Annotated in this window: 17 protein-coding genes; 9 read left to right on the plus strand and 8 right to left on the minus strand. The window is 57.3% G+C overall.

The genetic code is table 11. The features are described 5' to 3' along the window. Positions 1-189 precede the first annotated feature (189 nt). Positions 190-4635, plus strand: a complete 4446-nt coding sequence (locus ADH66_RS04030) for an InlB B-repeat-containing protein (protein ID WP_162288745.1) — start codon at positions 190-192, stop codon at positions 4633-4635. 65 nt (positions 4636-4700) lie between these two features. Here the strand turns inward: ADH66_RS04030 and ADH66_RS04035 are convergent, their stop codons facing one another. Next, on the minus strand, positions 4701-5243 hold the full coding sequence (locus ADH66_RS04035) for a phosphatase PAP2 family protein (RefSeq protein ID WP_066535408.1): 543 nt from the start codon (positions 5241-5243) through the stop codon (positions 4701-4703). Between the two features lie 127 nt (positions 5244-5370). Here ADH66_RS04035 and ADH66_RS04040 point away from each other — a divergent pair, with 127 nt between their 5' ends. Then, the gene (locus ADH66_RS04040) at positions 5371-7986 is read left to right on the plus strand and encodes a cation-translocating P-type ATPase (protein ID WP_066535405.1); all 2616 of its coding nucleotides are present in this window, start codon (positions 5371-5373) and stop codon (positions 7984-7986) included. A gap of 272 nt (positions 7987-8258) precedes the next feature. Here ADH66_RS04040 and spo0A read toward each other — a convergent pair whose 3' ends face one another. Both spo0A and ADH66_RS04050 read right to left on the minus strand, forming a co-directional pair. Further along, positions 8259-9026, minus strand: a complete 768-nt coding sequence (gene spo0A, locus ADH66_RS04045) for a sporulation transcription factor Spo0A (RefSeq protein WP_066535400.1) — start codon at positions 9024-9026, stop codon at positions 8259-8261. A 257-nt stretch (positions 9027-9283) separates the two neighbouring features. Continuing rightward, positions 9284-10060, minus strand: coding sequence for a class I SAM-dependent methyltransferase (locus ADH66_RS04050; protein WP_066535398.1), 777 nt, complete (start codon positions 10058-10060; stop codon positions 9284-9286). A gap of 253 nt (positions 10061-10313) precedes the next feature. Between ADH66_RS04050 and ADH66_RS04055 the strand changes: the two genes are divergently transcribed. The 7 genes from ADH66_RS04055 (at position 10314) to ADH66_RS04085 (ending at position 17709) form a co-directional block, all read left to right on the plus strand. Continuing rightward, complete coding sequence (locus tag ADH66_RS04055; RefSeq protein WP_066535395.1) at positions 10314-11948, plus strand: class I adenylate-forming enzyme family protein; 1635 nt, start codon at positions 10314-10316, stop codon at positions 11946-11948. Between the two features lie 14 nt (positions 11949-11962). Continuing rightward, a complete protein-coding gene (locus ADH66_RS04060) occupies positions 11963-12253 on the plus strand; it encodes a Dabb family protein (protein WP_066535393.1) in 291 nt (96 codons plus the stop codon). Positions 12254-12274: 21 nt separating this feature from the next. Next, positions 12275-14008: an indolepyruvate ferredoxin oxidoreductase subunit alpha gene (gene iorA / locus ADH66_RS04065; RefSeq protein WP_066535389.1), complete on the plus strand. Its 1734-nt coding sequence runs from the start codon at positions 12275-12277 to the stop codon at positions 14006-14008. Positions 14009-14010: 2 nt separating this feature from the next. Beyond that, positions 14011-14583, plus strand: a complete 573-nt coding sequence (locus ADH66_RS04070; RefSeq protein WP_066535386.1) for an indolepyruvate oxidoreductase subunit beta — start codon at positions 14011-14013, stop codon at positions 14581-14583. A 74-nt stretch (positions 14584-14657) separates the two neighbouring features. Next, positions 14658-15959: a phenylacetate--CoA ligase family protein gene (locus tag ADH66_RS04075; protein ID WP_066535384.1), complete on the plus strand. Its 1302-nt coding sequence runs from the start codon at positions 14658-14660 to the stop codon at positions 15957-15959. Between the two features lie 13 nt (positions 15960-15972). Beyond that, positions 15973-16407, plus strand: coding sequence for an ACT domain-containing protein (locus tag ADH66_RS04080; RefSeq protein ID WP_066535380.1), 435 nt, complete (start codon positions 15973-15975; stop codon positions 16405-16407). Between the two features lie 165 nt (positions 16408-16572). Beyond that, complete coding sequence (locus ADH66_RS04085; protein ID WP_066535378.1) at positions 16573-17709, plus strand: cadherin-like beta sandwich domain-containing protein; 1137 nt, start codon at positions 16573-16575, stop codon at positions 17707-17709. A gap of 38 nt (positions 17710-17747) precedes the next feature. On the opposite strand, the gene ADH66_RS04090 is transcribed toward ADH66_RS04085, so the two are convergent. The 5 genes from ADH66_RS04090 to ADH66_RS04110 all read right to left on the minus strand — a co-directional run bounded on the left by ADH66_RS04090 (position 17748) and on the right by ADH66_RS04110 (position 22816). Then, positions 17748-17993 (minus strand): acyl carrier protein, encoded by a 246-nt coding sequence (locus ADH66_RS04090; RefSeq protein ID WP_066535376.1) that lies wholly within the window; start codon positions 17991-17993, stop codon positions 17748-17750. A 20-nt stretch (positions 17994-18013) separates the two neighbouring features. Further along, a complete protein-coding gene (locus ADH66_RS04095) occupies positions 18014-19555 on the minus strand; it encodes a DHHW family protein (RefSeq protein WP_066535374.1) in 1542 nt (513 codons plus the stop codon). 35 nt (positions 19556-19590) lie between these two features. Next, a complete protein-coding gene (locus tag ADH66_RS04100; protein WP_066535372.1) occupies positions 19591-21012 on the minus strand; it encodes an MBOAT family O-acyltransferase in 1422 nt (473 codons plus the stop codon). A gap of 29 nt (positions 21013-21041) precedes the next feature. After that, complete coding sequence (locus ADH66_RS04105) at positions 21042-21881, minus strand: TPM domain-containing protein (protein WP_066535369.1); 840 nt, start codon at positions 21879-21881, stop codon at positions 21042-21044. A 299-nt stretch (positions 21882-22180) separates the two neighbouring features. Beyond that, positions 22181-22816, minus strand: coding sequence for a TatD family nuclease-associated radical SAM protein (locus ADH66_RS04110; RefSeq protein ID WP_066535366.1), 636 nt, complete (start codon positions 22814-22816; stop codon positions 22181-22183). Between the last annotated feature and the right edge of the window lie 36 nt (positions 22817-22852).

The raw sequence follows: 22852 nt of genomic DNA on the forward strand, positions 1-22852 counted from the left end.
TTATGTAATAAAGAAACAATATAGATAATATTACATTCTTTGGAGAATGTCAACCGCCGGCCAGGCTGGCGGCAAGGGCGCGGTAACTTTTTTATGGGGGTTGACACCGGGCGGCAAATTGCTATAATATATATTGGTAAGCTATATTGCAATTTGCTTTTCGGACTATCAGGAGAGAGATGTGGTATTATGAAGATATATGGACGTAAAATCCAGCGCCGCGCCCCCGTAAGGTGCCTGTGCGCCCTGCTATGCCTGCTCATTATGGCCGTGCCGGGCATGGAGACGCTGTCGCTTAGAGCTTGGGCGGTGACGCAATATACGGTGACGTTTCATGCCAATGGGGGTATGTTTGGTACGGGGACTACCGCTAAAGAAACATCTGTAAAAACGGTAACAGAAAACAAAACAGTTACCGCGCCAACTGCACCAAAAAGGACCGGGTATACCTTCACGACAGGCGAGTGGTACACTGAGCCGGAGTGTGAAAATAAGTGGAAAGTCGGCACAGGCGGCGACCCGGTGACGAGAAATATGACACTGTATGCCAAGTGGACGCCGAAAACGTATACGGTCAATTATAGGATGAGCAATTCTACATCAGGCACTATATATACAAAAGCAGAAAATCAGGCTTATGATTCAATAATGTCAGCGCCCGTTGTGGCCCCAACAAAAGATGGCTATACCTTTGCGGGGTGGTATGCAGATACAGGGTATAATCAGCCCTGGAACTTTGAGGAACCGTTTAGGCCGAGCGGAACTTCCACTACAGTTAATCTATTTGCTAAGTGGGATATTAACTCTTATACGGTGACCTTTGACTTACAGTATGACGAAAAGATTGAGACTGAACAGATAGAATACAACAGCACCATCAGCAAAAAGCCAGAAAGATACGGTTATACATTTGATGGGTGGTATAAGAGCACAGAATTTACTAGTGGCAATAAATGGTCGTCTACTGCTAAGACACCTGCAAATGACATGACTTTATATGCTAAGTGGACCCCCAATAAGTATAAGGTAACTTTCAATTCACAGGGCGGCACAAGCGTTACGACCCAAACTATAGAGTATGGCAGTAAATGTACGCCAAAGACACCTACGAAGACCGGCTATAGTTTCGACGGCTGGTACAGAAATGCGGAGTGTACAGGAGAGGCGTGGAACTTTGAGACTGACGTTGTGACGGATAATATTACGCTTTACGCCAAGTGGATAGGCGATGTTTACAAGGTGACCTTTGACACCCAGGGCGGAAGCCCGGTCGAGGCGCAGCAGGTGTCCCGGGACCAGTTTGTCACACGGCCGGAGGATCCTGTTAGGGAGGGCTATACGTTCGTCGGCTGGGTCACGACTTCGACAGGCAGCACCGAGTATGAGTTTGAAACCGCGAAAGTCCAGAAGGACATAACTATTTACGCTAAATGGACCCCAATAAAGTACACCGTGACCTTCGATTCAAGGGGCGGCAGCGGGATTACCTCTGAAAATCCTAAGTTAGTGAGTTATGACGGCACGATTCAAACAAAGCCATCTTCGACAAGGGGCGGCTACACGTTTGCCGGGTGGTGGTATATAGACGAAAACGGCAAGGAAGCTGAATGGAAGTTTGGCAGTTCAACTGCTGCTGATGTCACCAAGGTAAAAAGGGACGTTACGGTTTATGCCAAGTGGAAAACCACAGTCACCTTCAATCTGAATGGCGGCAAAATCGGGTCCAGCTCATCAGCGAAGACGGTAGAGGTATATGAAAACAGCTTGATTACAAGCGAGCTGGTTCCCGAGCCGGTAAATACCGGGTATGAGGTTGCCGGGTGGTGCAGGGACCCGGAGTGTGCCACAGCTCCGTGGGATTTTGATAATGACACTGTGACGCAGGCGATTACGCTTTACGCAAAGTGGGAGCCAACGATATATTACAGGGTGACCTTTAAAGATTACGAGGATAGTATTATCAGTGAACAAGAGGTGGCGTATAATAAGCCGGCTGTGCAGCCGGAGGATCCGACCAGAGAGGGTCACACCTTTAAGGGGTGGTATACAGCGAAATCCGGCGGGAGCAAGTTCTCTTTTACAACAGGAATAAAAGAAGATAAGGTGATTTACGCCCAGTGGACTATAAATGAATATAAAGTGACATTTGAGAAAAACGGCGGTACAGTTACCATAACCCCTAACCCCAAAACGGTAAAGTATGGGGAAAGCTGTACGGAACCTACCGACCCTAAAAAGACCGGCTATGACTTCGGCGGCTGGTACAGCACCCCGGATTTCAGCGGTAAACCGTGGAATTTTACTGATGATAAGGTGAAGGGGGATATGACCCTTTACGCCAAGTGGACCACCAGTAAATATACTGTGACATTTATTTTGGCCACAAGTGCTGCCGGTGCGGCAATGCCGGAAGCGGTTGCTGTGGAGCATGGCGAAAGGATAAGCGAGCCCGCGGGGCCGGAAGCGGCGGAGGAAACATATAAGTTTATAGGATGGTATACATCGTCGACCGGCACAACTCTGTTCGACTTTGAGCAGCCTATAATAAAAGATGATACAAAAGTCTACGCCAAATACTCTAATCTGACAAGTGGGAAAATCTATAGGATACAGTTTAATGCCAACGGTCACGGAAGCGCGCCGGCCGCCAAAACCCAACTGGCAAAAGGCGACAAAATATCACAGCCTATACCCACCGCGACCGGCTACACCTTCGGCGGGTGGTACAGGGACGCGGCGTGCAGCGAAGGGCAAAAGTGGGATTTTGACACGGATACGGTAGCAAAGAGCCAGATACTGTACGCTAAGTGGACGATAAGCAGCTACACGCTGAGCTTTGATTCACAGGGCGGAAGCGACATTGCTTTACAGACGGTACAATACAAGGAAAAGGCCATGGCTCCGGCCAATCCCACCAAGGAGGGCTACGATTTCGGCGGCTGGTACAAGGAGGCGGAGTGCGCCAACGCCTGGGACTTTGATACTGACGTGGTAACGGACAACACGACCCTGTATGCCAAGTGGACGGAGGTTGTGGTAGAGCCGGAGAGGTACACGGTGAGCTTCAACATGAACGGCCACGGCGTTGCGGTGAGTCCTGTGACGGACGTGGTAAGCGGCAGCAAAATATCCGCTCCCCAAGCGCCAACTGAAACCGGCTACACCTTCGGCGGCTGGTACAAGGAGGCGGAGTGCACCAACGCCTGGGACTTTGAGACGGACACGGTGGCGGCGGACACTACGCTGTACGCCAAGTGGACGAAGGTAGAGGAGCCCGAGCCAATCGACCCGGAGGCGAGCCATAAAGTTGACGTTATTGGCGACGGCACGCCAAAGGTAAATGTGAACGGTCTGGGCGATGAAGTGGAGGAGCTCAAAAAGGAAAACCCAGATGCTTCAAGCGTGAAGATTACCATGACGGTGGAGAAGAAAGAGGAGACAGAGCTTTCGGAGGAAGCGCAAAAGATTAAAGAAAAAGCGCCTGACAAGGCGACTCTGGAATATCTGGATATAGGCATAACGAAGGAGGTGGAGGGAGCCACGTCTCCTATATCCAACACCTCAAATATAATAGAGGTTAAGGTCCCCTTTGATTTCAGCGGCAAGAGCGAGATTGCCATATTTAGGCAGCATGAGAGTGTTGTGGAGAGCTTCGCAGAGAGCAGCAGCGGTACAGACGGCACATTTACCTTGGACCGGGAAAACGGTTTTATCCACGTTTTCACTCAGAAATTCTCGGTGTATGCTATCAGCTATACGAAGGCGGAACCTTCACCTTCACCTTCACCTTCACCTTCACCGTCACCGCCGCCCAGCGGTTCCTCCGGCACGGTCAGCTATATTGTTACCGCTTCGGCGGGGGAGGGCGGCAGCATTTCCCCCAGCGGCAATATCCGGGTGGTGATATTTAGGGACCTGACCTTGACGGTCACGCCGGAGGAGGGCTATCAGATAGCCGACGTGCTGGTGGACGGCGAGAGCATGGGGCCGCTGTCCGGCTATACCTTTGCAAATGTGCGGGGAGCCCACAGTATTAAGGCTGTGTTCGAGCAGGTTCCAAAGCCCCCTGAACCGGGCTGCCCCAGGGACGAAAGCTGTCCGGCAGGGGCCTATAAGGATGTGGATACAGGGGCCTGGTACCATGACGGAGTGCATTACTGCCTTGAGAACGGGCTGATGACCGGCTATACCGCCAGCCGCTTTGGGCCGAACGATTACCTTACCAGGGCCCAGCTTACGCAGATACTCTATAACCTGGCGGGGAGGCCCGTAGTGTCCGGCAGCAGCGGCTTTAAGGATGTGCCTGAAGAGGCCTGGTACGCCGGCGCCGTGGCCTGGGCCAGGTGCACCGGGGTGGTGAGCGGCTACAGTGATACACGATTTGCCCCGGGCGACCTGATCACCAGGGAGCAGCTGGCGGCGATGATATGGAGATACGCGGGGTCCCCCGTGTTCCCTGACGCGGCCCTTGACTTTAAGGACTCGCAGGCCGTCTCCGGCTATGCCGTAACCGCCCTGCGCTGGGCGGCTGCGGAGGGGATTGTCGTTGGCAGTGACGGCAGCCTGAATCCCAGGGATCCCGCCACCAGGGCACAGGCCAGCGCCATGATAATGCGGTTCTGTACTAAGGAGTAGCATAATAAAGAAAAGAGCCCTGCCCGGTCGAAAGACGGGCAGGGCTCTTCTGCGCATAAAGGAGTTTAGACCTTTTTCCGCCGCATACAGCGGCTGTACACAAATGCCGCCCCTATGGCGCAGAGCACCCCAAGTGCCGCCCCGGCCAGCACGTCCGTGGGGTAGTGCACAAAGAGAAACACCCGGGAGAAGGCTATCAGCGCAGCAAGGGCAAGGGCCAAACCGCCCCAGCGCTTATCCCGCAGGAATATGGCTGTGGCCGCCGCGAAGGAGGCGCAGCTGTGCCCTGAGGGGAAGGAATAACCGCTGGGGAAGGGTATGAGCAGACGGATATCGCTGGAGATAAGCTGGAAGGGGCGGGGGCGGCAGACGAGGTTCTTTAATGTGACCTCGCCTATAAGCAGCCCCAGGAGCATGGCCGAGAGCATGATTATGCCGGTCCCGCGCCAGCCCTGCTTTTTGCCCAGCAGTATCAGCAAAAGGGAGAGCAGTATCCAGAAAATGCCGCTCTCCCCCAGATAGGTGACAACGGGGAAAACAGCGTCTGTGACGGTGTTATGACAGTGTGTCTGTATCAAGTCCATAAGGGTCTTGTCAAACGGATTCATTGGGACAGCTCCTTTATTGAGAGTGTATTTAATTATTCTACCAGAACTCCAAAAGGATTGCAATACATATCGGGGCGGGAGCGGGAATATATATGGAATACCAAATCCATCATCTGGGGGTAATCTCATGCCGCTCCACAATGCCACAGTCCAGGAGGCCCTGGCGGCCCTCTCCTCGGACCCCGACCGGGGCCTTACGCCAGCCGAGGCCGCCCGCCGCCTTGCAAAGCACGGAAAGAACCAGCTGCGCACGGCACGCCGCCAGAGCGTGCTCATGCGCTTTCTGGGGCAGTTCAAGGACTTTATGGTGCTGATACTGCTTATAAGCGCCGGGGTGTCCTTCTGGGCCTCGGCCATGCAGGGGGACGCGGATTTTCTGGACCCCATAATCATACTGTCCATAGTGATAATTAACGCCGTTATCGGCACGGTCCAGGAGCTTCGGGCCGACAGGGCAATAGACGCGCTGAAAAAGCTCAGCTCCCCGAAGGCCAGGGTCCTCCGGGCGGGGAAGAAGCTGACCATAGACAGCGCGGAACTGGTGCCCGGGGACGTGGTGCTCCTGCGCACAGGAGACCTGGTGCCCGCGGACCTGCGGCTTTTGCGCTCGGTGGAGCTGATGGCGGAGGAGTCGGCCCTTACCGGGGAGTCCGTGCCCGTGGAGAAGGACGCTTTGGCGGTGTGTCCCAAGGACGCTCCCCTGGCCGAACGCAGGAACATGGTCTTTTCGGGCACGGGGGTGTCCTCCGGGGCCGGGGTTGGAGTGGTGGAGTCCACAGGGATGGACACGGCCATGGGCCATATAGCGGGACTTTTAGAGCAGGAGACCGCCCCGGAGACCCCGCTGCAAAAGCGGCTGGCCCAGACGGGAAAGGTGCTGGGGCTGGGGGTCATTATCATCTGCGGGGTGATATTCGCCCTGGGGCTTTTGCAGCGGGTGGAGCCCCTGGAGATGTTCATGATAGCTATAAGCCTTGGGGTGGCCGCCATACCAGAGGGACTGACGGCGGTGGTGACCATAGTGCTGGCCATGGGCGTGAAACGCATGGCGGCAAAGCGGGCCATCATACGGCATATGCCCGCCGTGGAGACTCTTGGCAGCACCCAGGTGATATGCTCCGACAAAACCGGTACCCTTACCCAGAACAAGATGACCGTCACGGCCTTTACCGGGGCCTTTGGGTCCGAGCCGGTAGAGGGCGGCAACGCCCAATTCTGCCTGGAGCTCTGTACCCTGTGCAATAACTGCGAGCCCGACGGCAGCGGCGACCCCACTGAGGCGGCCTTTTTAAGGGCCTGCCAGAGCCGGAAGTCAGCCCTTGAGGAGTCATATCCCCGGGTGGGGGAGATACCCTTCACTTCAAAGAGAAAGCTCATGACCACCGTGCACAAGACCGGGAACGGCTACCGTATAATTGCAAAAGGGGCCCCGGACGTACTGATAGCAAGGTGCACCCAGCAGCTGAGGGGCCACGGCGTCGCGCCCCTTTCAGGCAGCGGAAAGGCAAAGCTTATGGCCGACAACTCGGAGCTGGCGGGTAAGGGCCTTAGAGTGCTGGCGGCGGCCTATAGGGACGTAGAGCGTCTGCCGGGGGACGACAGGGAGATAGAGAGCGGACTCATCTTCTGCGGGCTTATCGGCATGGAGGACCCGCCCAGAAGGGAGGCTCGGGCCGCTGTCTTAGAGTGTAAGCGGGCGGGGATAATCCCGGTGATGATAACCGGCGACCACGCGGGCACCGCCCTTGCTATAGCCCGGCGCATAGGCATTGCGGAGGAGAATAGCTTCGCCATAACCGGCCCGGAGCTGGACCGGCTCTCAGAGGGGGAGCTGGCGGCGAAGATAGACAGCTGCCGGGTGTTTGCCCGGGTGTCGCCGGAGCATAAGGTGAAGCTTGTGAAGGCATATCAGCGCCGTGGCATGACGGTGGCCATGACCGGGGACGGGGTGAACGACGCGCCGGCCCTGAAGGCCGCAGACATCGGCTGCGCCATGGGCCGGGGCGGCACCGAGGTGGCCAAGTCCGCGGCGGACATGGTGCTCACCGACGACAACTTCTCCACCATTGTCTCCGCCGTCAGGGAGGGCAGGGGAATATACAGGAACATCCGGCGAACGGTGCATTTTCTCCTTTCATGTAATATCGGGGAGATACTGGTGGTCTTCGCGGCGTTTCTGCTGCGGGCTCCGGCTCCGCTTCTGGCTATCCAGCTATTATGGGTTAACCTTGTGACGGATTCTTTACCCGCACTGGCCCTGGGGGTAGAGCCTATATCCCGGGAGGTAATGGAGGAGCCGCCCCACAAGAGGGATGAGAGCATATTCTCCGGGGGCATGGGCCTGTCTATAGCTTTGGAGGGCTGCCTTGTGGGGGCGCTGGCGCTTCTGGCCTACAGCGCGGGCCGGGCCTGGTTCGACATCGATCCCATGGAGCCCATAATAGGCCGGACCATGGCCTTTGCGGTGTTGAGCCTGTCCCAGCTGGTGCACAGCTTCAATATGCGCTCCCAGGGCTCTGTGCTGGAGCTGGGGCTGTTCGGGAACGGGAAGCTGAATACTGCCTGTATTATCTGCGCCTTTCTGATGGTGAGCGTGATAGTTTTCCCGCCCTTGTCGGCGGTGTTCAGGACGGCAATGCTTACGCCTTTACAGTGGGCTGTAGTGGGCGGGCTGTCCCTGTGCCCGCTGGTGATTGTGGAGGGGGAGAAGCTGCTGGCCAAGGCGGGCCGGCGGAGAAAGTAGGGGACAGTTTATGAAAGCCCTTCGGTGTGAAGCCGAGGGGCTTTTATGTAAAGCCATATACCTTGCAGAAAAAACAGAGCCCCGAAAGGGGCCCTGCTAAAAAATGCGGCGAACTCCAAATGTTGCGCTTGTTCAAAGTTTTTTTACAAGAAAAAGTACAGTATCCCCACCTTTCGACAAATTCTACAGCTTTACAGTGCTATAATCCTGTCATCGGGTCAAAGAAAGTCGAACCGTAGCTGACAAGCCGCTAACTTGTCAGCTCTGAAGGTTCAGGCGTGCTGGCCGAAGCTGGGTTCAAGGCAGAGCTTGTCGGAGATCATGGCGATAAACTCACTGTTGGTGGGCTTGCCCCGGGTGTTATGTATGGTGTAGCCGAAGTAGGAGTTCAGCACATCCACGTCCCCCCGGTCCCAGGCCACCTCGATGGCGTGGCGTATGGCCCGCTCCACCCGGGAGCTGGTGGTGTTATAGGCCTTTGCCACGCTGGGGTAGAGCTGCTTTGTGACAGCATTGATTATCTCCGGGTCCTCTATGGCCATGATGATGGAGTCCCGAAGGTAATGGTAGCCCTTGATATGGGCGGGCACCCCTATCTGGTGCAGTATCTCCGTCACCTGAACCCGCAGCTGGGGGTCGCTGGGCTCGGTCTCGAAATGGCGGCCCCTGGTGGAAATAAGGGAGAGTATGCGGTCCACCATGGCGCTCTTGTCGAAGGGGGCAATGGCAAAGTACGCCGCCCCCGCAGACAGGACCTCCCGCTCCAAAATGGGGGTGGTGTACGAGGCCGAGACGATGCATAAGGGCCGGTCGCCGCCCTCTGACGAGAGGGCCTGCATGACACCCAGGGCGTCCAGGCCGGGCATGAACATATCCATAATGACTGCCTGGGGCCGCTCCTGGCGGAGGCGGGAGAGGAGCTTTGTGCCGTCCCGCTGCTCGAACACCGCCGTGCCCCCCTGGTTTTCCAGCTTTTCCAGCGCAGGGCGGGGCCATTCGCTGGCTTCCCCGCTGATAAGAACCTTTACTTGTTTATCCATTGGAAACCTCCTTAATAAAATAGGCGTGAATAAATTTTACCATAAGTCGCGGTTTCCTGCAAGGGATAAATGAAAAAAACTTAGAAAAAAAGTTTCAAAAAATCATCGGGAAATGACGGGAAATGAAATCACATTAAAATAACCTATGGTTCGACAAAGCTTTGGTAAATAGAGAGGTCCCGGAGTTCCGGGACCTCAATTTTATGTTACTTGATGAAATAAAATTTCAGTATTTGAGGGGCGTGACAGCTATGTGCTTATGGTTTCTGCGCCCAGATAACGGCCCTGTCCGTGTCCTCTCCGATGGGGCGGCGGCTATAGTCGCCGTACTCCTTCCGGACCGAGAAGCCGTTTTCTGAGAGCCAGCCGCGGACCTGCCGGAGCGGGGGGTAATGCTTAACTGAGGGTATCTCCTCCACTATCCTGCCGCCGTCGGCGAGGGTAAGCTCGAACCGGCGGGTAAAGCGGACGATGCTGCTGTCGCAGTCGAAGGTGCTGCCGGAGAGTACCATGCGCCCGGTGTTCCCGGCGCTGTCGGCGCCCTCCCAGACAATCTTTTCGCCGGGGCCGTTGAACCAGGCCTCCGGGCGCCGGGTGCAGGCATAGTCGATGTAGACGCTGCCGCCTGGGGAAAGGGCCTTTGAGGCCTTCTCAAGGAGCAGGCGCTGGGCCTTCTCATAGTCCATGTCGGAGATGATGTTGAACAGGAGGTTCGCGGCTATGAGTACCACGTCGAAGCCGGTTCCCCAGGACTCGCGTATCACGTCGGCCCTGCGCCAGGAGATGTTGTCAAGCCCGGCGGCTTTCGGGCCGATTTTATCCAACATATACTGGTCGAAGTCTAGCCCGGTTACGGTGTGCCCGGCCCTTGCCAGGGGGACCAGAAAGCGTCCGCTGCCGCAGGCGATCTCCAGGATATTCTTGGGCGCTGGGCCTATAACGGACAGGGCGAAATCAACGTCCTCTGTTTCCGTCTCGTGAAGGTCGTACATATCGGCGTTCCATTTTGCTATGAGCTCTTTCTCGTTAAACAATGCTATTCCTCCATTTTTAGGGGAGGGTCAATTTATATCCGCCCTCCCGGGTGTTGTATAATTGACAAACTCTTTGTTTTTCATGATGCTCCTTCCTTTCTCTTGAGATTATCTTTAATATACCATTTTTTGCCGGGAAAGTCAATCGGACAGCGACTCTTGACTGCGGGGGGAAAATAGTCTATAATAATATGTATTGTGTAAAATGAATAACTCCAGCCCCAAGATACTGGGCCGGACGGAGGGATTGACAATGCCCATTACAGACCTGTTGGAAAGAAACTCGAAGCTCTATGGCGACATGACCGCCCTGGTGGAGATAAACCCGGAGCTTCGGGAGCCCAGGCGCGTGACCTGGCGGGAGTATGAGCTCATACAGCCCGGGGGGCCCGCGCCCTACAGGCGGGAGATAACCTGGTCCGTCTTTGACGAGAAATCGAACCGGGCGGCGAACCTGCTGCTGGGCCGTGGGATACGCAAGGGACAGAAGGTGGCCCTGCTGATGATGAACAACCTGGAGTGGCTGCCCATATACTTCGGGATACTCAAGACCGGGGCGATAGCGGTGCCGCTGAACTTTCGGTACACTGCCGACGAGATAAGGTACTGTCTGGGGCTCTCCGACGCGGACGTGCTGTTCTTTGGGCCGGAGTTCATTGGGCGCGTGGAGGAGATAGTCCCGGATATAGGCGGGGAGAAGCTGCTGTTCTTTGTGGGGGACAGCTGCCCCACCTTTGCGGAGGACTACCACAGGGCTTCGGCCAACTGCTCCAGCGCGCCGCCAAAGGTGCTGATAGACGACGAGGACGAGGCGGCTATCTACTACTCCTCGGGCACCACGGGTTTCCCCAAGGCCATCCTCCTTCGGCACTCGGCCCTTATGCAGTCGGCAAGGATGGAGGCTTTACACCATGAGACCACCCATGAGGACGTCTTTCTGTGCATACCGCCCCTATACCATACCGGGGCGAAAATGCACTGGTTCGGCTCCCTCTTTACCGGGGGCAAGGCGGTGCTTCTGAAGGGGAACTCCCCAAAGGCAATATTTGAAGCTGTCTCCTCGGAGGAGTGCACAATAGTATGGCTGCTGGTGCCCTGGGCCCAGGACATCCTTGCCGCCCTTGACAGGGGCGAACTGAAAATAGAGGACTATAAACTCTCCCAGTGGCGGCTGATGCACATCGGCGCCCAGCCGGTGCCCCCAAGCCTTGTGAAGCACTGGTGGGAGTATTTCCCCCACCACAAGTATGACACCAACTACGGCCTTTCCGAGTCCACCGGCCCCGGCTGTGTGCACCTGGGGGTGGACAACCCTCATAAGGTGGGCGCTATCGGCGTACCCGGCACGGGCTGGCGGGTGAAGATAGTGGACGAGCGGGGCGAGCCCGTAAAGCCCGGAGACGTGGGCGAGCTTTGCGTAAAGGGCGGCGGCGTGATGGTGGGGTACTACCACGATAAGGCCGCCACGGACGAGGTGCTGAAAAACGGCTGGCTCCATACCGGGGACATGGCCCGGCAGGACGAGGACGGCTTCATATACTTAGTGGACCGCAAAAAGGACGTTATCATCTCCGGCGGCGAGAACCTGTACCCGGTGCAGATAGAGGCCTTCCTCTCCGGGTACCCCAAGATACACGACGTGGCCGTTATCGGCCTGCCGGACCAGCGGCTGGGGGAGATAGCCGCGGCAGTCCTCCAGGTCAAGGAGGGCATGGACTGCACCGAGGAGGAGGTCATGGACTTCTGCAAGGACCTGCCCAGGTATAAGCGTCCGAGAAAGCTCATTTTCGCACCGGTGCCCAGGAACGCCACGGGCAAGATAGAGAAGCCGAAGCTTCGGGAGATATACTGCGGAGTGCGGCTGGTGGAGGCGCAGAATAAGGGATAAGGAGAGACCGTATCATGATAAGGCATATAGTTATGTTTTCACTGAAGCCCGAGAATAAAGAGGAGAACACCGCCGAGTTTCTGCGGCGGGGGACGGAGCTCTGCGAGCTGCCGGTCATAAAGAGCGGCCGGGCGGTGAGCAGGGTCCAGGGCGCGCCAAACGCCAATTTTGACGTGGCGCTTATAATGGACTTCGAGTCCGTGGACCAGCTCAACACCTATCAGGTCTCGCCCGAGCACGTGGAGTTCGGCAGGTTCGTGGGCGGCATACGCGCGGACAGGGCCTGCATCGACTATGAGATATGATGAGGAGGTACATATAGCGTTATGAAAAAACTTATCTTAGGCAACGCCGCCGTGGCAAGGGGGCTCTATGAAGCGGGGTGCGCGGTGGCGTCCAGCTATCCGGGCACGCCCAGCACGGAGATAACCGAGGAGGCGGCCAAGTTTGCGGAGATATACTGCGAGTGGGCTCCCAACGAGAAGGTGGCCATGGAGACGGCCTTTGGGGCCAGCCTGGCGGGCAAGAGGAGCTTCTGCGGCATGAAGCACGTGGGGCTGAACGTGGCGGCAGATCCCCTTTTTACCATGGGCTATACCGGGGTGAACGCCGGGATGGTCATAGCCGTGGCCGACGACCCGGGTATGCACTCCTCTCAGAACGAGCAGGACTCCAGGCACTACGCCAGGGCGGCGAAGCTGCCCATGCTGGAGCCTTCGGACTCAAAAGAAGCGCTGGAGTTTACGAAGCTTGCCTATGAACTCTCGGAGGAGTTCGACACGCCGGTGCTCTTAAAGATGTGCACAAGAGTTGCCCACTCCCAGTCGGTGGCGGAGCTGTCGGAGAGGGTGGAGCCGGAGATAAAGCCCTATGAGAAGGCCCCGGGGAAGTATGTGATGGCCCCGGCCAACGCCATAAAAAGGCACCCGGTGGTGGAGGACCGGCTTAGGCGGCTCTCTGAGTGGGCCGAAACGGCGGAGATAAACCGGGTCGAGGACGGAGAGGATAGCAGGATAGGCGTTATCACCTCCAGCACCTGTTATCAGTACGTGAAGGAGGTCTGCGGGGACAGATACCCGGTGCTGAAGCTGGGCATGGTCTGGCCCCTGCCGGAGAAGCTCATAAAGGACTTTGCGTGTAAAGTAGATAGGCTTGTCGTAGCCGAGGAGGGCGACCCTCTCCTGGAGGGTTACTGCCGGGGGCTGGGGCTGGCGCTGAGCGGCAAGGACTACTTCCCGCTCTGCGGGGAGCTGAGCCAGAATATGGTGGCCGAAAAGCTTTGCCTGCCTGTGCCGGAGGGAAGGGGGCTATCTGAGGAGCTGCCCAACCGCCCGCCGGTGATGTGCGCGGGCTGCCCCCATAGGGGGTTGTTCTACACCCTGAAAAAGCTAGGCTGCACTGTGCTGGGGGATATCGGCTGCTATACCCTGGGGGCCATGCCGCCCCTTGGGGCTATGGACATGACCCTGTGCATGGGCGCGTCCATAAGCGGGCTCCACGGCTTTAACAAGGCCCGGGGGGCTGAGAGCGAGGGGAGGACTGTGGCGGTTATCGGAGACTCCACCTTTATGCACTCGGGCATGACAGGGCTTGCCAACGTAGCATATAACCAGTCCAACTCCACGGTGATAATACTTGACAACAGCATAACCGGCATGACCGGCCACCAGCAGAACCCCACCACCGGCTTCAACCTGCGGGGGGATCCGGCGGGTAAAATAGACCTGGAGGCTTTGTGTAAAGCCATGGGCATTGACAGGGTACGGGTGATAGACCCCTACGATTTAAAGGCCTGTGAGACGGCGGTCAAAGAGGAGCTGGCGGCGGAGGGTCCCTCGGTGATAATCTCCAGAAGGCCCTGCGCGCTGTTAAAATATGTGAAGCATAAGCCGGCGCTCAGGGTGGACCCGGAGAAGTGCCGGGGCTGCAAGGCTTGTATGAGGATAGGCTGCCCGGCCATTTCCATAAGGGACGGCAAGGCCCATATCGACGGCACCCAGTGCGTGGGCTGCGGGGTCTGCGAACAGCTCTGCGGGTTTGGCGCGTTTAAGGAGGGTTAAGTATGGAGACGAAAAATATCATGATAGTCGGAGTGGGGGGGCAAGGCTCTCTGCTTGCCAGCAAGCTTTTGGGACACCTATTGATGGGCCAGGGCTTCGATGTTAAGGTGTCCGAGGTCCATGGTATGAGCCAGCGGGGTGGCAGCGTGGTTACCTTTGTGCGGTACGGCGATAAGGTGTACTCGCCGGTGATAGATAAAGGGCAGGCGGACGCGATCGTCTCCTTTGAGCTGCTGGAGGCCGCAAGGTGGCTCCAGTATCTGAAGCCGGGGGGCCGGGTGGTGACAAACACCCAGCAGATAGACCCAATGCCCGTGATAACCGGCGCGGCGGAGTACCCCGGAAAGCTGGTGGGCAAAATGGAAGCTGCCGGGGCTAAGGTGGACGCTCTGGACTGCCTGGGGCTTGCAGAGCAGGCCGGCAGCGCCAAGGCCGTGAATCTGGTGCTGCTGGGGCGGTTGAGCCACTATTTCGACTTCCCGCCTGAGGCCTGGCAGGAGGCCATAGAAGCGTGTGTGCCGGGGAAGTTCTTGGAGCTGAACAGGAGGGCTTTTGCGCTGGGGCAGAGGGCGTAGAAATAGGCAGAGGAACTATTTTTAAAGATTGGGCTTAATTTTCCTGAAATGAATTTTGAAAGGACTGATGCAATATGGAACGCTACTATCAACCCGAGATCGAATGTGCCCCAAGAGAGCAGATCAAGGCCCTCCAGGACGAGCGCTTGGTTAAGCAGGTGAAGCACGTCTGGGACAAGGTGCCGTACTATAGGAAAAAGATGGAGGAAAAGGGGGTCACGCCGGAGGACATCAGGTCCAGTGACGACCTTTATAAACTCCCCTTCTTATCTAAGGCCGACCTGCGCGAGGCCTATCCCTATGGGCTTATGGGCAAGCCGCTGAAGGACTGCGTGCGCATACAGTCCACCTCGGGCACTACCGGCAAGCGGGTAGTGGCCTTCTATACCCAGCACGACCTTGACCTTTGGGAGGACTGCTGCGCCAGGGCAATTATGGCGGCGGGGGGCACCAACGAGGACGTGTGCCAGGTGAGCTATGGCTATGGGCTCTTTACCGGCGGGCCCGGGCTAAACGGCGGCTCTCATAAGGTGGGGTGCCTTACGATACCCACCAGCTCCGGGAATACGGAGCGACAGATAATGTTCATACAGGACCTCAGCGCCACCATACTCTGCTGCACGCCCTCTTATGCGGCGTACATAGGCGAGACCATGAAGGAGATGGGGCTGACTCCGGAGGAGATACCGCTGAAGGCGGGTATCTTCGGGGCGGAGGCCTGGAGCCAGGAGATGCGCCGGGACATTGAGAACACCCTGGGCATAAAGGCCTATGACATCTATGGCCTTACGGAGCTCTCCGGGCCCGGGGTGTCCTTCGAGTGCTCGGCCCAGACCGGGATGCATATCAACGAGGACCACTTTATAGCTGAGATAATTGACCCGGAGACCGGCGAGGTGCTCCCGGAGGGGAGCCAGGGCGAGCTGGTGTTCACCTCCATCACCAAGGAGGCTTTCCCGCTCTTACGCTACCGTACAAGGGACATCTGCACCCTGACCCGGGAGCCCTGCCCCTGTGGGCGCACCCATGTGAAGATGACAAAGCCTCAGGGCCGCACGGATGATATGCTGATAATCCGTGGCGTGAATGTGTTCCCCTCTCAGATAGAGACGGTGCTTTTGAACCATGGATACCCGGCCAACTACCAGATTATTGTGGACAGAGTAAAGAATACTGACACCCTGGACGTGCAGGTGGAGATGACCCCGGAGATGTTCACGGACAATCTGGGCGATATTTCAGAGCGTCAGAAGGAGCTGATGGAGGGACTTCGTTCCATGCTGGGCCTGACGGCCAAGGTCACACTGGTGGCGCCGAAGTCCATCGTCAGAAGCGAGGGCAAGGCGGTAAGAGTCATTGACAAGAGGAAAATCTGAGGAGGGATAAGCTATGACAGTGAATCAGATATCCGTTTTCCTGGAAAACCGGCCGGGGACGCTGACGAACATGACGGCGCTGCTGGCGGAGAACGGCATAGATATGCGGGCCTTGAGCCTTGCGGAAACCAACGACTTCGGTATTGTGCGGATAATCGTTGACGACGTGTACAAGGCGGCGACGGTTTTAAAGGACGGCGGTTTCGTCCACAAGCTGACCCCCGTGCTGGCGGTGCTGATACCCGACGAGCCGGGGGGGCTGCACCGGGTGCTGGAGGTGCTTACCGAGGCCGGGGTCAACGTGGAGTATATGTACGCCTTTCTTGGGGGCGGGGACGTGGACCACGCCTATATGATATTCCGGGTGCAGGACACCAAGGCGGCAGGAGCGGCCCTGGCGGCAAAGGGTATCAAGCTTGTGTCCCAAGACAATATTTCAGGTATATAAGCAGAAAAGCCACGGCGATAGGCCGTGGCTTTTGACATTTTCGCCAAGGGAACTGAGCAGAGCGATAATGCTTCACTTTACAGATGTCAGGGTAGAAAGCATTGGGGAAATATGATAAAATGTTTTGGAACTGATTATGGTGTTGGGCCGGAGGGGGGAGTTGGCGTGAGACGGATCATAGTCCTCTTTGCGGCGCTGGCAGCCCTCTGGTTCCTGCCGGCGGAAGGTCATGCTCTGGGATTCGAGGTATCAGGCAGCCAGGAGGGGGAGGGCCTGGAGGTACAGGTGGAGTATGACGGGACTTATGGCAGGGTAAACGCCTGTGTGTTCCGTGTATCCTTTGAGCCGGGATTGATGGATTTTGTGGGGACACAGGAGGTAAGCGGCGGGTATTTGGTAAACACTATTGAGGGGAGCACATTGCGGGCTGTATACTCCTCCTATACGGACGGCAGCGGGCTGGAGTCGGTGAGCTTTGAGTTTAAGGCGCGCAAGACGGCGGATATCACAACCACCAGGGTGGAGGTATATGTGGAGCAGGTGGCCGCCCAAAAGGAGGTGCCGGAGATACCGCCGGTAAGTGTGGAGTATGAGGAGAGGCCGCCGGCCAGCAGCGAGGCGAAGCTGCTGGCCCTTAACCCTGACAGTGGGGAGCTGGAGCCGGAATTCTCACCGGACATTACAGAGTATGAAATGTCGGTGCCCTATTCTGTGACGGAAATGAGTTTTGGGATATCGGCTTCGCCCGGGGCCAGGGTCAGCGTGAACAGGAGAAATCTGGGCTCCGGCGGCAGCGATACGCTGTTTAGGCTGACAGTGACCGCAGAGGACGGTGTAACAAAGCAGGTATATACAGTAAATGTTCACAGAGGGGAGTATATCGCTCCGACCCCGAAGCCCACCGCGACCCCGAAGCCTAGTCCAACCCCGAAACCCACTGCTGTGCCGAAGGCTGAAAAGACAGCAGAACCTGACGCCACGCCGAAAGCCACGAAGACGCCAAAGCCCACGGCCACACCAAAGGCCGCAAAGACTCCTAAGCCCACTGCCAGCCCAAAGGCAGGGAGTACCCCGGCTGCTTTCGCTGCCAGCGGGCCGGGAGAAGCTGGCGGTGCGGACAGCGCTCCGCTGACGGAGGTGGTCACCATTGAAAGGGAGGGCGTGAGCACCTTTGACAGGCTGGCGGCCCTTGGAGGCGTATTTGCGGCTGTTTTAGGCGCGGCCGCGGTGGGGACCTTTGTGTATGAGAAGCTGAGCCGCCGGAGAGAGGAGCAGCTGAAGGGCGGCAGGAGACGGAAATAAAAGTTCCCCGGCAAAGCCGGGGAACTTTTTGTGTTGATTCAGCGCTTGGCGCGCTCCATAACTATCCGGGCCATCTCGCCCACGTTCTTCATGGAGGATATCTCGCCCATTTTGAACTTCATGCGGAACTCCCGCTCTACGGCGGATATCAGGGTGATGTGCTCAAGGCTGTCCCAGTCGTCGATATCATCGGCGGTGGTATTGGGAGTGACGCGGATAGTCTCGTCGTCGAACACATCACGGAACACCCGGTTCAGCCTGTCGAATACTTCTCTCTGGTCCATCTGCTATGCCTCCTTTCCTGTCATTCTGCCGCCGGCGGCGCGGTGGTGGGGCCGGGCTGGGGGTATGGGTCGGTAACGGTCTCGCCGGCGTTTTGGTCTATAAGGGTCTGAATATGTCCGGCGTTTTCGCCCACCACGGAGAAGGCCGAGACGGTAAAGACTACGTCGGTTATGCCCAGGTCACGTATCATACTGACTAAATTCCGCTCCATATAGCGGATATCCGCCACGTATATTTCACCGAAGGAACTGGTATAGAAGGGGACGGTGGCGTTGCCGTAACTGTCCTTCATTATCAGGAGCTTGCGGCCGTTCTGTACCTCAGTGGTCACCTTGACGATATACTGGTCGCTGCCAAGGTACACCACATAGGGGTCCTCGGGTATCTCCGCCCCAAAGAGGTCGTCGTCGTCCCAGGCGAAGCTGAAGTCCTGGTTATAGTATACCGCCGAGTAGGGCACGCCGGGGAGGTAGTAGGTAAAGTCCTCGGGGTCACTTAGAAGGTCGGCGGACTTGGACCAGGCGTACATGGTGCCCATGGAGTTTTCGATCTTTTTGGAGGTATAGGAGCCGATATCAGCGAAGGGGACCCCGGCGGCGCTGGCAAAGGCTTCGGCCGCGTAGTAGGCACCCAGGGGCTGCCAGTGGTGATCGGTGCGGCAGTAGATGGGCTCCTCCGCGTGAGCCGCCAGGGCGGCGCAGACATTCAGGGGCGTTATACCGGAGCCAAGCTTTGCGTGCACGTTGTCAAAGCACTGGGACTGGTCCGCCACGTACTCCTTATACTCCTTTGGTGTATAGAACTGGCAGGGGAGAGGGGCGGGCATGGACCAGATATTTACGGAGGGGTCCACCTTCGAGCGCAGGTCGTTAAGGGCCGAGGCGTAGGAATCGCCGCCGCCCCCGGCGAACATCTCCATGCCCCGCCAGTGGCCGTCCTGCTTGATTATCATGATGTTCTCGATGATATCCCTCTGCTCCACGGCCCCGTTGGGGAAGGGGTCGGCGGTGGGGGCGGGGAGGTTGGAGGCGTCTGGGGTCATGTTCCTGCCTGCGGCTCCCGCCGGCAGGGGGGCTCCGGCAGTGCCGGGGCTGTTATTATCAGCGCCGCTGTTTACGGGGGCCGGGGTGGGGCCCTCCGCAGGGGCGCGGTCCTGTATTTTGTCTATCTTGCCTACGAACTGCACTGAATCCTCGGACTTTGGCAGGCCGAAAAGGCGCTTGAAGCTGTTGCCCAGGTTCTTCAGGCCGTCGTGGTTCGGCACGGTGTCGTCATACCAGGTGGCGACGCCGGCAGTGAAATCACCGGAAAAATAGCTCTCCAGGGTGAACTTTGGGAAAGTGGCCAAATCCCGCTTCTCTATCAGGGATTTGGTGGAGCGGGGCAGTACCAGGAGCAGCGCCGATGTAAGGGCAAAGGCCAAAAGGAGTACCGCAAGGCAGATAATGGAGAGCCGGCTGCATAAGAGGGCGCGCCGGTCCACCCTGCGGCGGCGGGGCTGTGGCTGAGTCCGCGGACGGGGGTCCGGCTCGCGGATATGCTTTATCTCGGGATTTTCCACTTTGAGGTCACCTTGCTTTCATTTTGGTAATGGATTCAGAAGCGCCAATAAAGGAACACATTGTTGGTGGCGTCCACCAGCAGGATACTGACAAGGGCCAAAAGGCCCATGCAGGCGATAAGGGAGCCCGCCCGGCCGGCTATATACAGGGAGTCGCTGGGGGAGTCCAGAAAGAAGCTCTTTATTTTGGGCAGCACAGGCAGGCTGCATACTATGGATACGGCGATAAGGAACAGGTTATTCTGGAAGGAGGCCCAGGTGATGGGGTCGAAGAAGGGGGCCGCGCCGGTGATAGCGCCCAGGCCAAAGATATTGCGGAAGAACAGGCCCAGCTGGGAGAGGTCCTCGAAGTAGAAGATGCCGAAGCCGATGATTATCACCAGCTTTGAATAGATATGCTTCCACCAGAGGGGCCACTTTTTTATGCGCTTCTTCCCCAGCTTCTGCTCGAAGAAGATAAAGCAGCCGAAGTATAGGCCCCAGAGGATATAGTTCCAGGCCGCGCCGTGCCAGACACCGGTGCAGAACCATACCAGGAACAGGCTGAGATACTTGCGGTTTTTGCCGAAAATGGGCACGTAGAGCAGATAGTCCCGGAAGAAGGAGCCGAGAGAGATATGCCAGCGCTGCCAGAACTCGGCGATGGTTTTGCAGGCGAAGGGGTGGGTGAAGTTCTCGTCAAAGTGGAAGCCGAATATGCGGCCAAGGCCGATGGCGATGTCGGAATAGCCGGAGAAGTCGAAGTAGACATAGAGGGAGTAGACTATCACCGTGTACCAGGTGCCGAGGAACGAGAGGGTGGAGATATCCTTGCCGAAGAAGGAGTCCACTATCACCCAGAGGTTGTTGGCCAGTATCACCTTTTTCGACAGGCCAACTATCACCCGGAGGGCTCCCTCGCAAAGATCGGTGGCGTTGACAGAGCGGGACTCTATCTCGTCCTCTACCACGCTGTAGCGCACGATGGGGCCGGCTATCAGCTGGGGGAAGAGGGAGAGGTAGAGTAAGAAGCGGGAGTAGCGGCGCTGGACCTTTACAGTTTCCCAGTAGCAGTCCAGGATATAGGAGATGGCCTGGAAGGTGAAGAAGCTGATGCCAATGGGCAGACGCATCTTGGGCACAGGGAGGGCGAGACCCGTAAGGCCGTTCAGGTTCTCCACGAGGAAGCCGCTGTACTTGAAAACCACCAACAGGGCTATATCGATTATTATGCCCAGGGCCACAAAGAGCCTGGCCCGGCCGGTGGCGCGGTTCTTCCCGATAAGTATGCCTATGGACCAGTTCAGGAAGGAGCTGAATACCAGCAGGATTATCCATAGGGGTTCGCCCCAGGCGTAGAATATCAGGGAAAAGACGATGAGCACCACATTCTTTGCGGGCAGGGTCTTTGCCATGAAGTAGCATATAAAGCATAGGGGCAGGAATATGTAGATGAAGAAAAGGTCTGCAAATACCAATTAGGACAGCTCCTCTTACAGTTTTTGGGTCAAAGCTTTCTTATGCGGGACGGGCCGTCCCCACGGCGGGCGGATTTCACAATTATGGGGGTGTGGCTCTCGTGGCGCAGCACGTTGGTGCGCGGCGGGGTCACAAGGGGCGCGTGCCGGTGGACGCCCCGGCGGGGGCTATACCTGCGGCTCTGGCGGCCGGACAGGAGGAACACGGCGATACAGAGGACCGCCACTGCCCCGGCCCCAAGGGCTACCCAAAGAAGGACGGGAACGCCGTCGTCTTTTTTGGGCGCGGGCTTTGCGGAGACCGGCTGGCTCCCGGAGGAGACGGCGAAGGTCTCCGCCTGGCTTGCGGCTTCGGTGATGAATTTTGACACCCCCGCGTCGTAGGAGCCGGCGCTGAAGTCCGGCTCCAGCTGTGCGTCCAGCAGGGACTTTAGGAGATCTGTGGTGAAGTGGGACAAAAGCCCTTCTCCGGCCACGGCTATGTAGTCGCCGTCTGAGACGGACAAGGCCAGGAGCAGGCCCCGGCCCTCGGCCCCGCCCACCTGCCAGGACTGCATCACAGAGCGCAGGTACTCCACCCGCTGAGTATAGCCGGTGACGGGAAGGGTATCCATGGTGAGGACCACCAGCTGGATAGAATGGGGGGCAAGAGCGGCGTTTTTGGTGAGGATAAGGGAGCGGGTCTCTTCGCTCAACAGGTTTGCCTGATCGTTATAGTAGAAATCCGTACTGGCCTCGGGAACTTCGGGCGAGGCCTCGGCACGGGCGGGAATTGCCACCCCACAATATAAAGACGGCAAAAGCATAAGGGTGGTCACAAATAAAAGGGAAATAAACCGAAAAAATTTTTTCTGTGGGATGAGCTTCATAATACTCCTCCTGGGGGGCTCTGATAAGGGAACAAAGTCCCCTTATATTCTAACTCGAAATATTAAATGTGTCAAGCTGGCATATATAGTGGAGAAAAGATGTGTGCAGACAAGAAAAAGCTGCCGGGTGGGACCCGGCAGCAGGTTCGTTAAGTCAGGCTGACCCGCGTAAGGCCGCCAAGCTCGGGCCCGCCGGCGGAGGACCCGCAGGCAGACAGCAAAAAACACAGCAGCAACAGCGCCGCCAGCAGCTTTGGGATAGACATTGGGAAATCCCTCCTACCCCTGTAGTTTGGCTTTTATTCCCTAATATATTCCCGAACAAAGAAGTCCGCGCCCACGCTTTCGGCCACCTTCTGACAGGCCTCCTGCTCGGCCTTCGGCATGGTGCTCACAACGGTCATGCGTACATGGGGGACGTTGAGCACGGCGGTGCTTGTAAAGCGCAGGAGGGCCGGAAAGGCTTTAAGGCCGAAACGGCTGTGGCATATTTTGTCGTAGCCCTCGGGGGTGCTGGCGTTAAGGCTTACGGACACCGCGTCCACGCGGCCGTCCAGGTCCAGGGCGGCGTTGCGGCCGGTGATAAGGTTTGCAAGGCCGTTGGTGTTTATGCGTATGAAGTGGGAGCCGGTGGAGCGTATGTAGTCACAGAGCCACATCATATCGTCCCAGCGGCAGGCGGGCTCGCCGTAGCCGCAGAACACTATTTCCGGGTAGCGGTTCAGGTCCCGCTGCTGAAGCTGGGCACGGAATTCCTCCTTTGTGGGCTCGCCGCCCTGGTACCAGAGGTTATTGGCATAAAGGCTGCCGGAGCTGTTCTGCCGAAGGCAGAAATCGCAGCGGTTGGGACAGAGGTTAGTCATGTTGATGTACAGGTTCGCGCCGTATTCATATGTGGCGCTGGCACCGTATAGGGGGCTTATCTGGTTTTCCATTTGAGTTTTACTCCTATTGCTCCTGGGGCCCAAAGG

Source organism: Acutalibacter muris (genome assembly GCF_002201475.1).
Taxonomy (GTDB): Bacteria; Bacillota; Clostridia; order Oscillospirales; family Acutalibacteraceae; genus Acutalibacter; species Acutalibacter muris.

Excerpts from the sequence above, each read along its gene's own strand:
- ADH66_RS04030 (WP_162288745.1), top strand. The coding sequence starts at position 190 with ATGAAGATATATGGACGTAAAATCCAGCGCCGCGCCCCCGTAAGGTGC.
- ADH66_RS04035 (WP_066535408.1), bottom strand. The coding sequence starts at position 5,243 with ATGAATCCGTTTGACAAGACCCTTATGGACTTGATACAGACACACTGT.
- ADH66_RS04040 (WP_066535405.1), top strand. The coding sequence starts at position 5,371 with ATGCCGCTCCACAATGCCACAGTCCAGGAGGCCCTGGCGGCCCTCTCC.
- spo0A (WP_066535400.1), bottom strand. The coding sequence starts at position 9,026 with ATGGATAAACAAGTAAAGGTTCTTATCAGCGGGGAAGCCAGCGAATGG.
- ADH66_RS04055 (WP_066535395.1), top strand. The coding sequence starts at position 10,314 with ATGCCCATTACAGACCTGTTGGAAAGAAACTCGAAGCTCTATGGCGAC.
- ADH66_RS04060 (WP_066535393.1), top strand. The coding sequence starts at position 11,963 with ATGATAAGGCATATAGTTATGTTTTCACTGAAGCCCGAGAATAAAGAG.
- iorA (WP_066535389.1), top strand. The coding sequence starts at position 12,275 with ATGAAAAAACTTATCTTAGGCAACGCCGCCGTGGCAAGGGGGCTCTAT.
- ADH66_RS04070 (WP_066535386.1), top strand. The coding sequence starts at position 14,011 with ATGGAGACGAAAAATATCATGATAGTCGGAGTGGGGGGGCAAGGCTCT.
- ADH66_RS04075 (WP_066535384.1), top strand. The coding sequence starts at position 14,658 with ATGGAACGCTACTATCAACCCGAGATCGAATGTGCCCCAAGAGAGCAG.
- ADH66_RS04080 (WP_066535380.1), top strand. The coding sequence starts at position 15,973 with ATGACAGTGAATCAGATATCCGTTTTCCTGGAAAACCGGCCGGGGACG.
- ADH66_RS04090 (WP_066535376.1), bottom strand. The coding sequence starts at position 17,993 with ATGGACCAGAGAGAAGTATTCGACAGGCTGAACCGGGTGTTCCGTGAT.
- ADH66_RS04105 (WP_066535369.1), bottom strand. The coding sequence starts at position 21,881 with ATGAAGCTCATCCCACAGAAAAAATTTTTTCGGTTTATTTCCCTTTTA.
- ADH66_RS04110 (WP_066535366.1), bottom strand. The coding sequence starts at position 22,816 with ATGGAAAACCAGATAAGCCCCCTATACGGTGCCAGCGCCACATATGAA.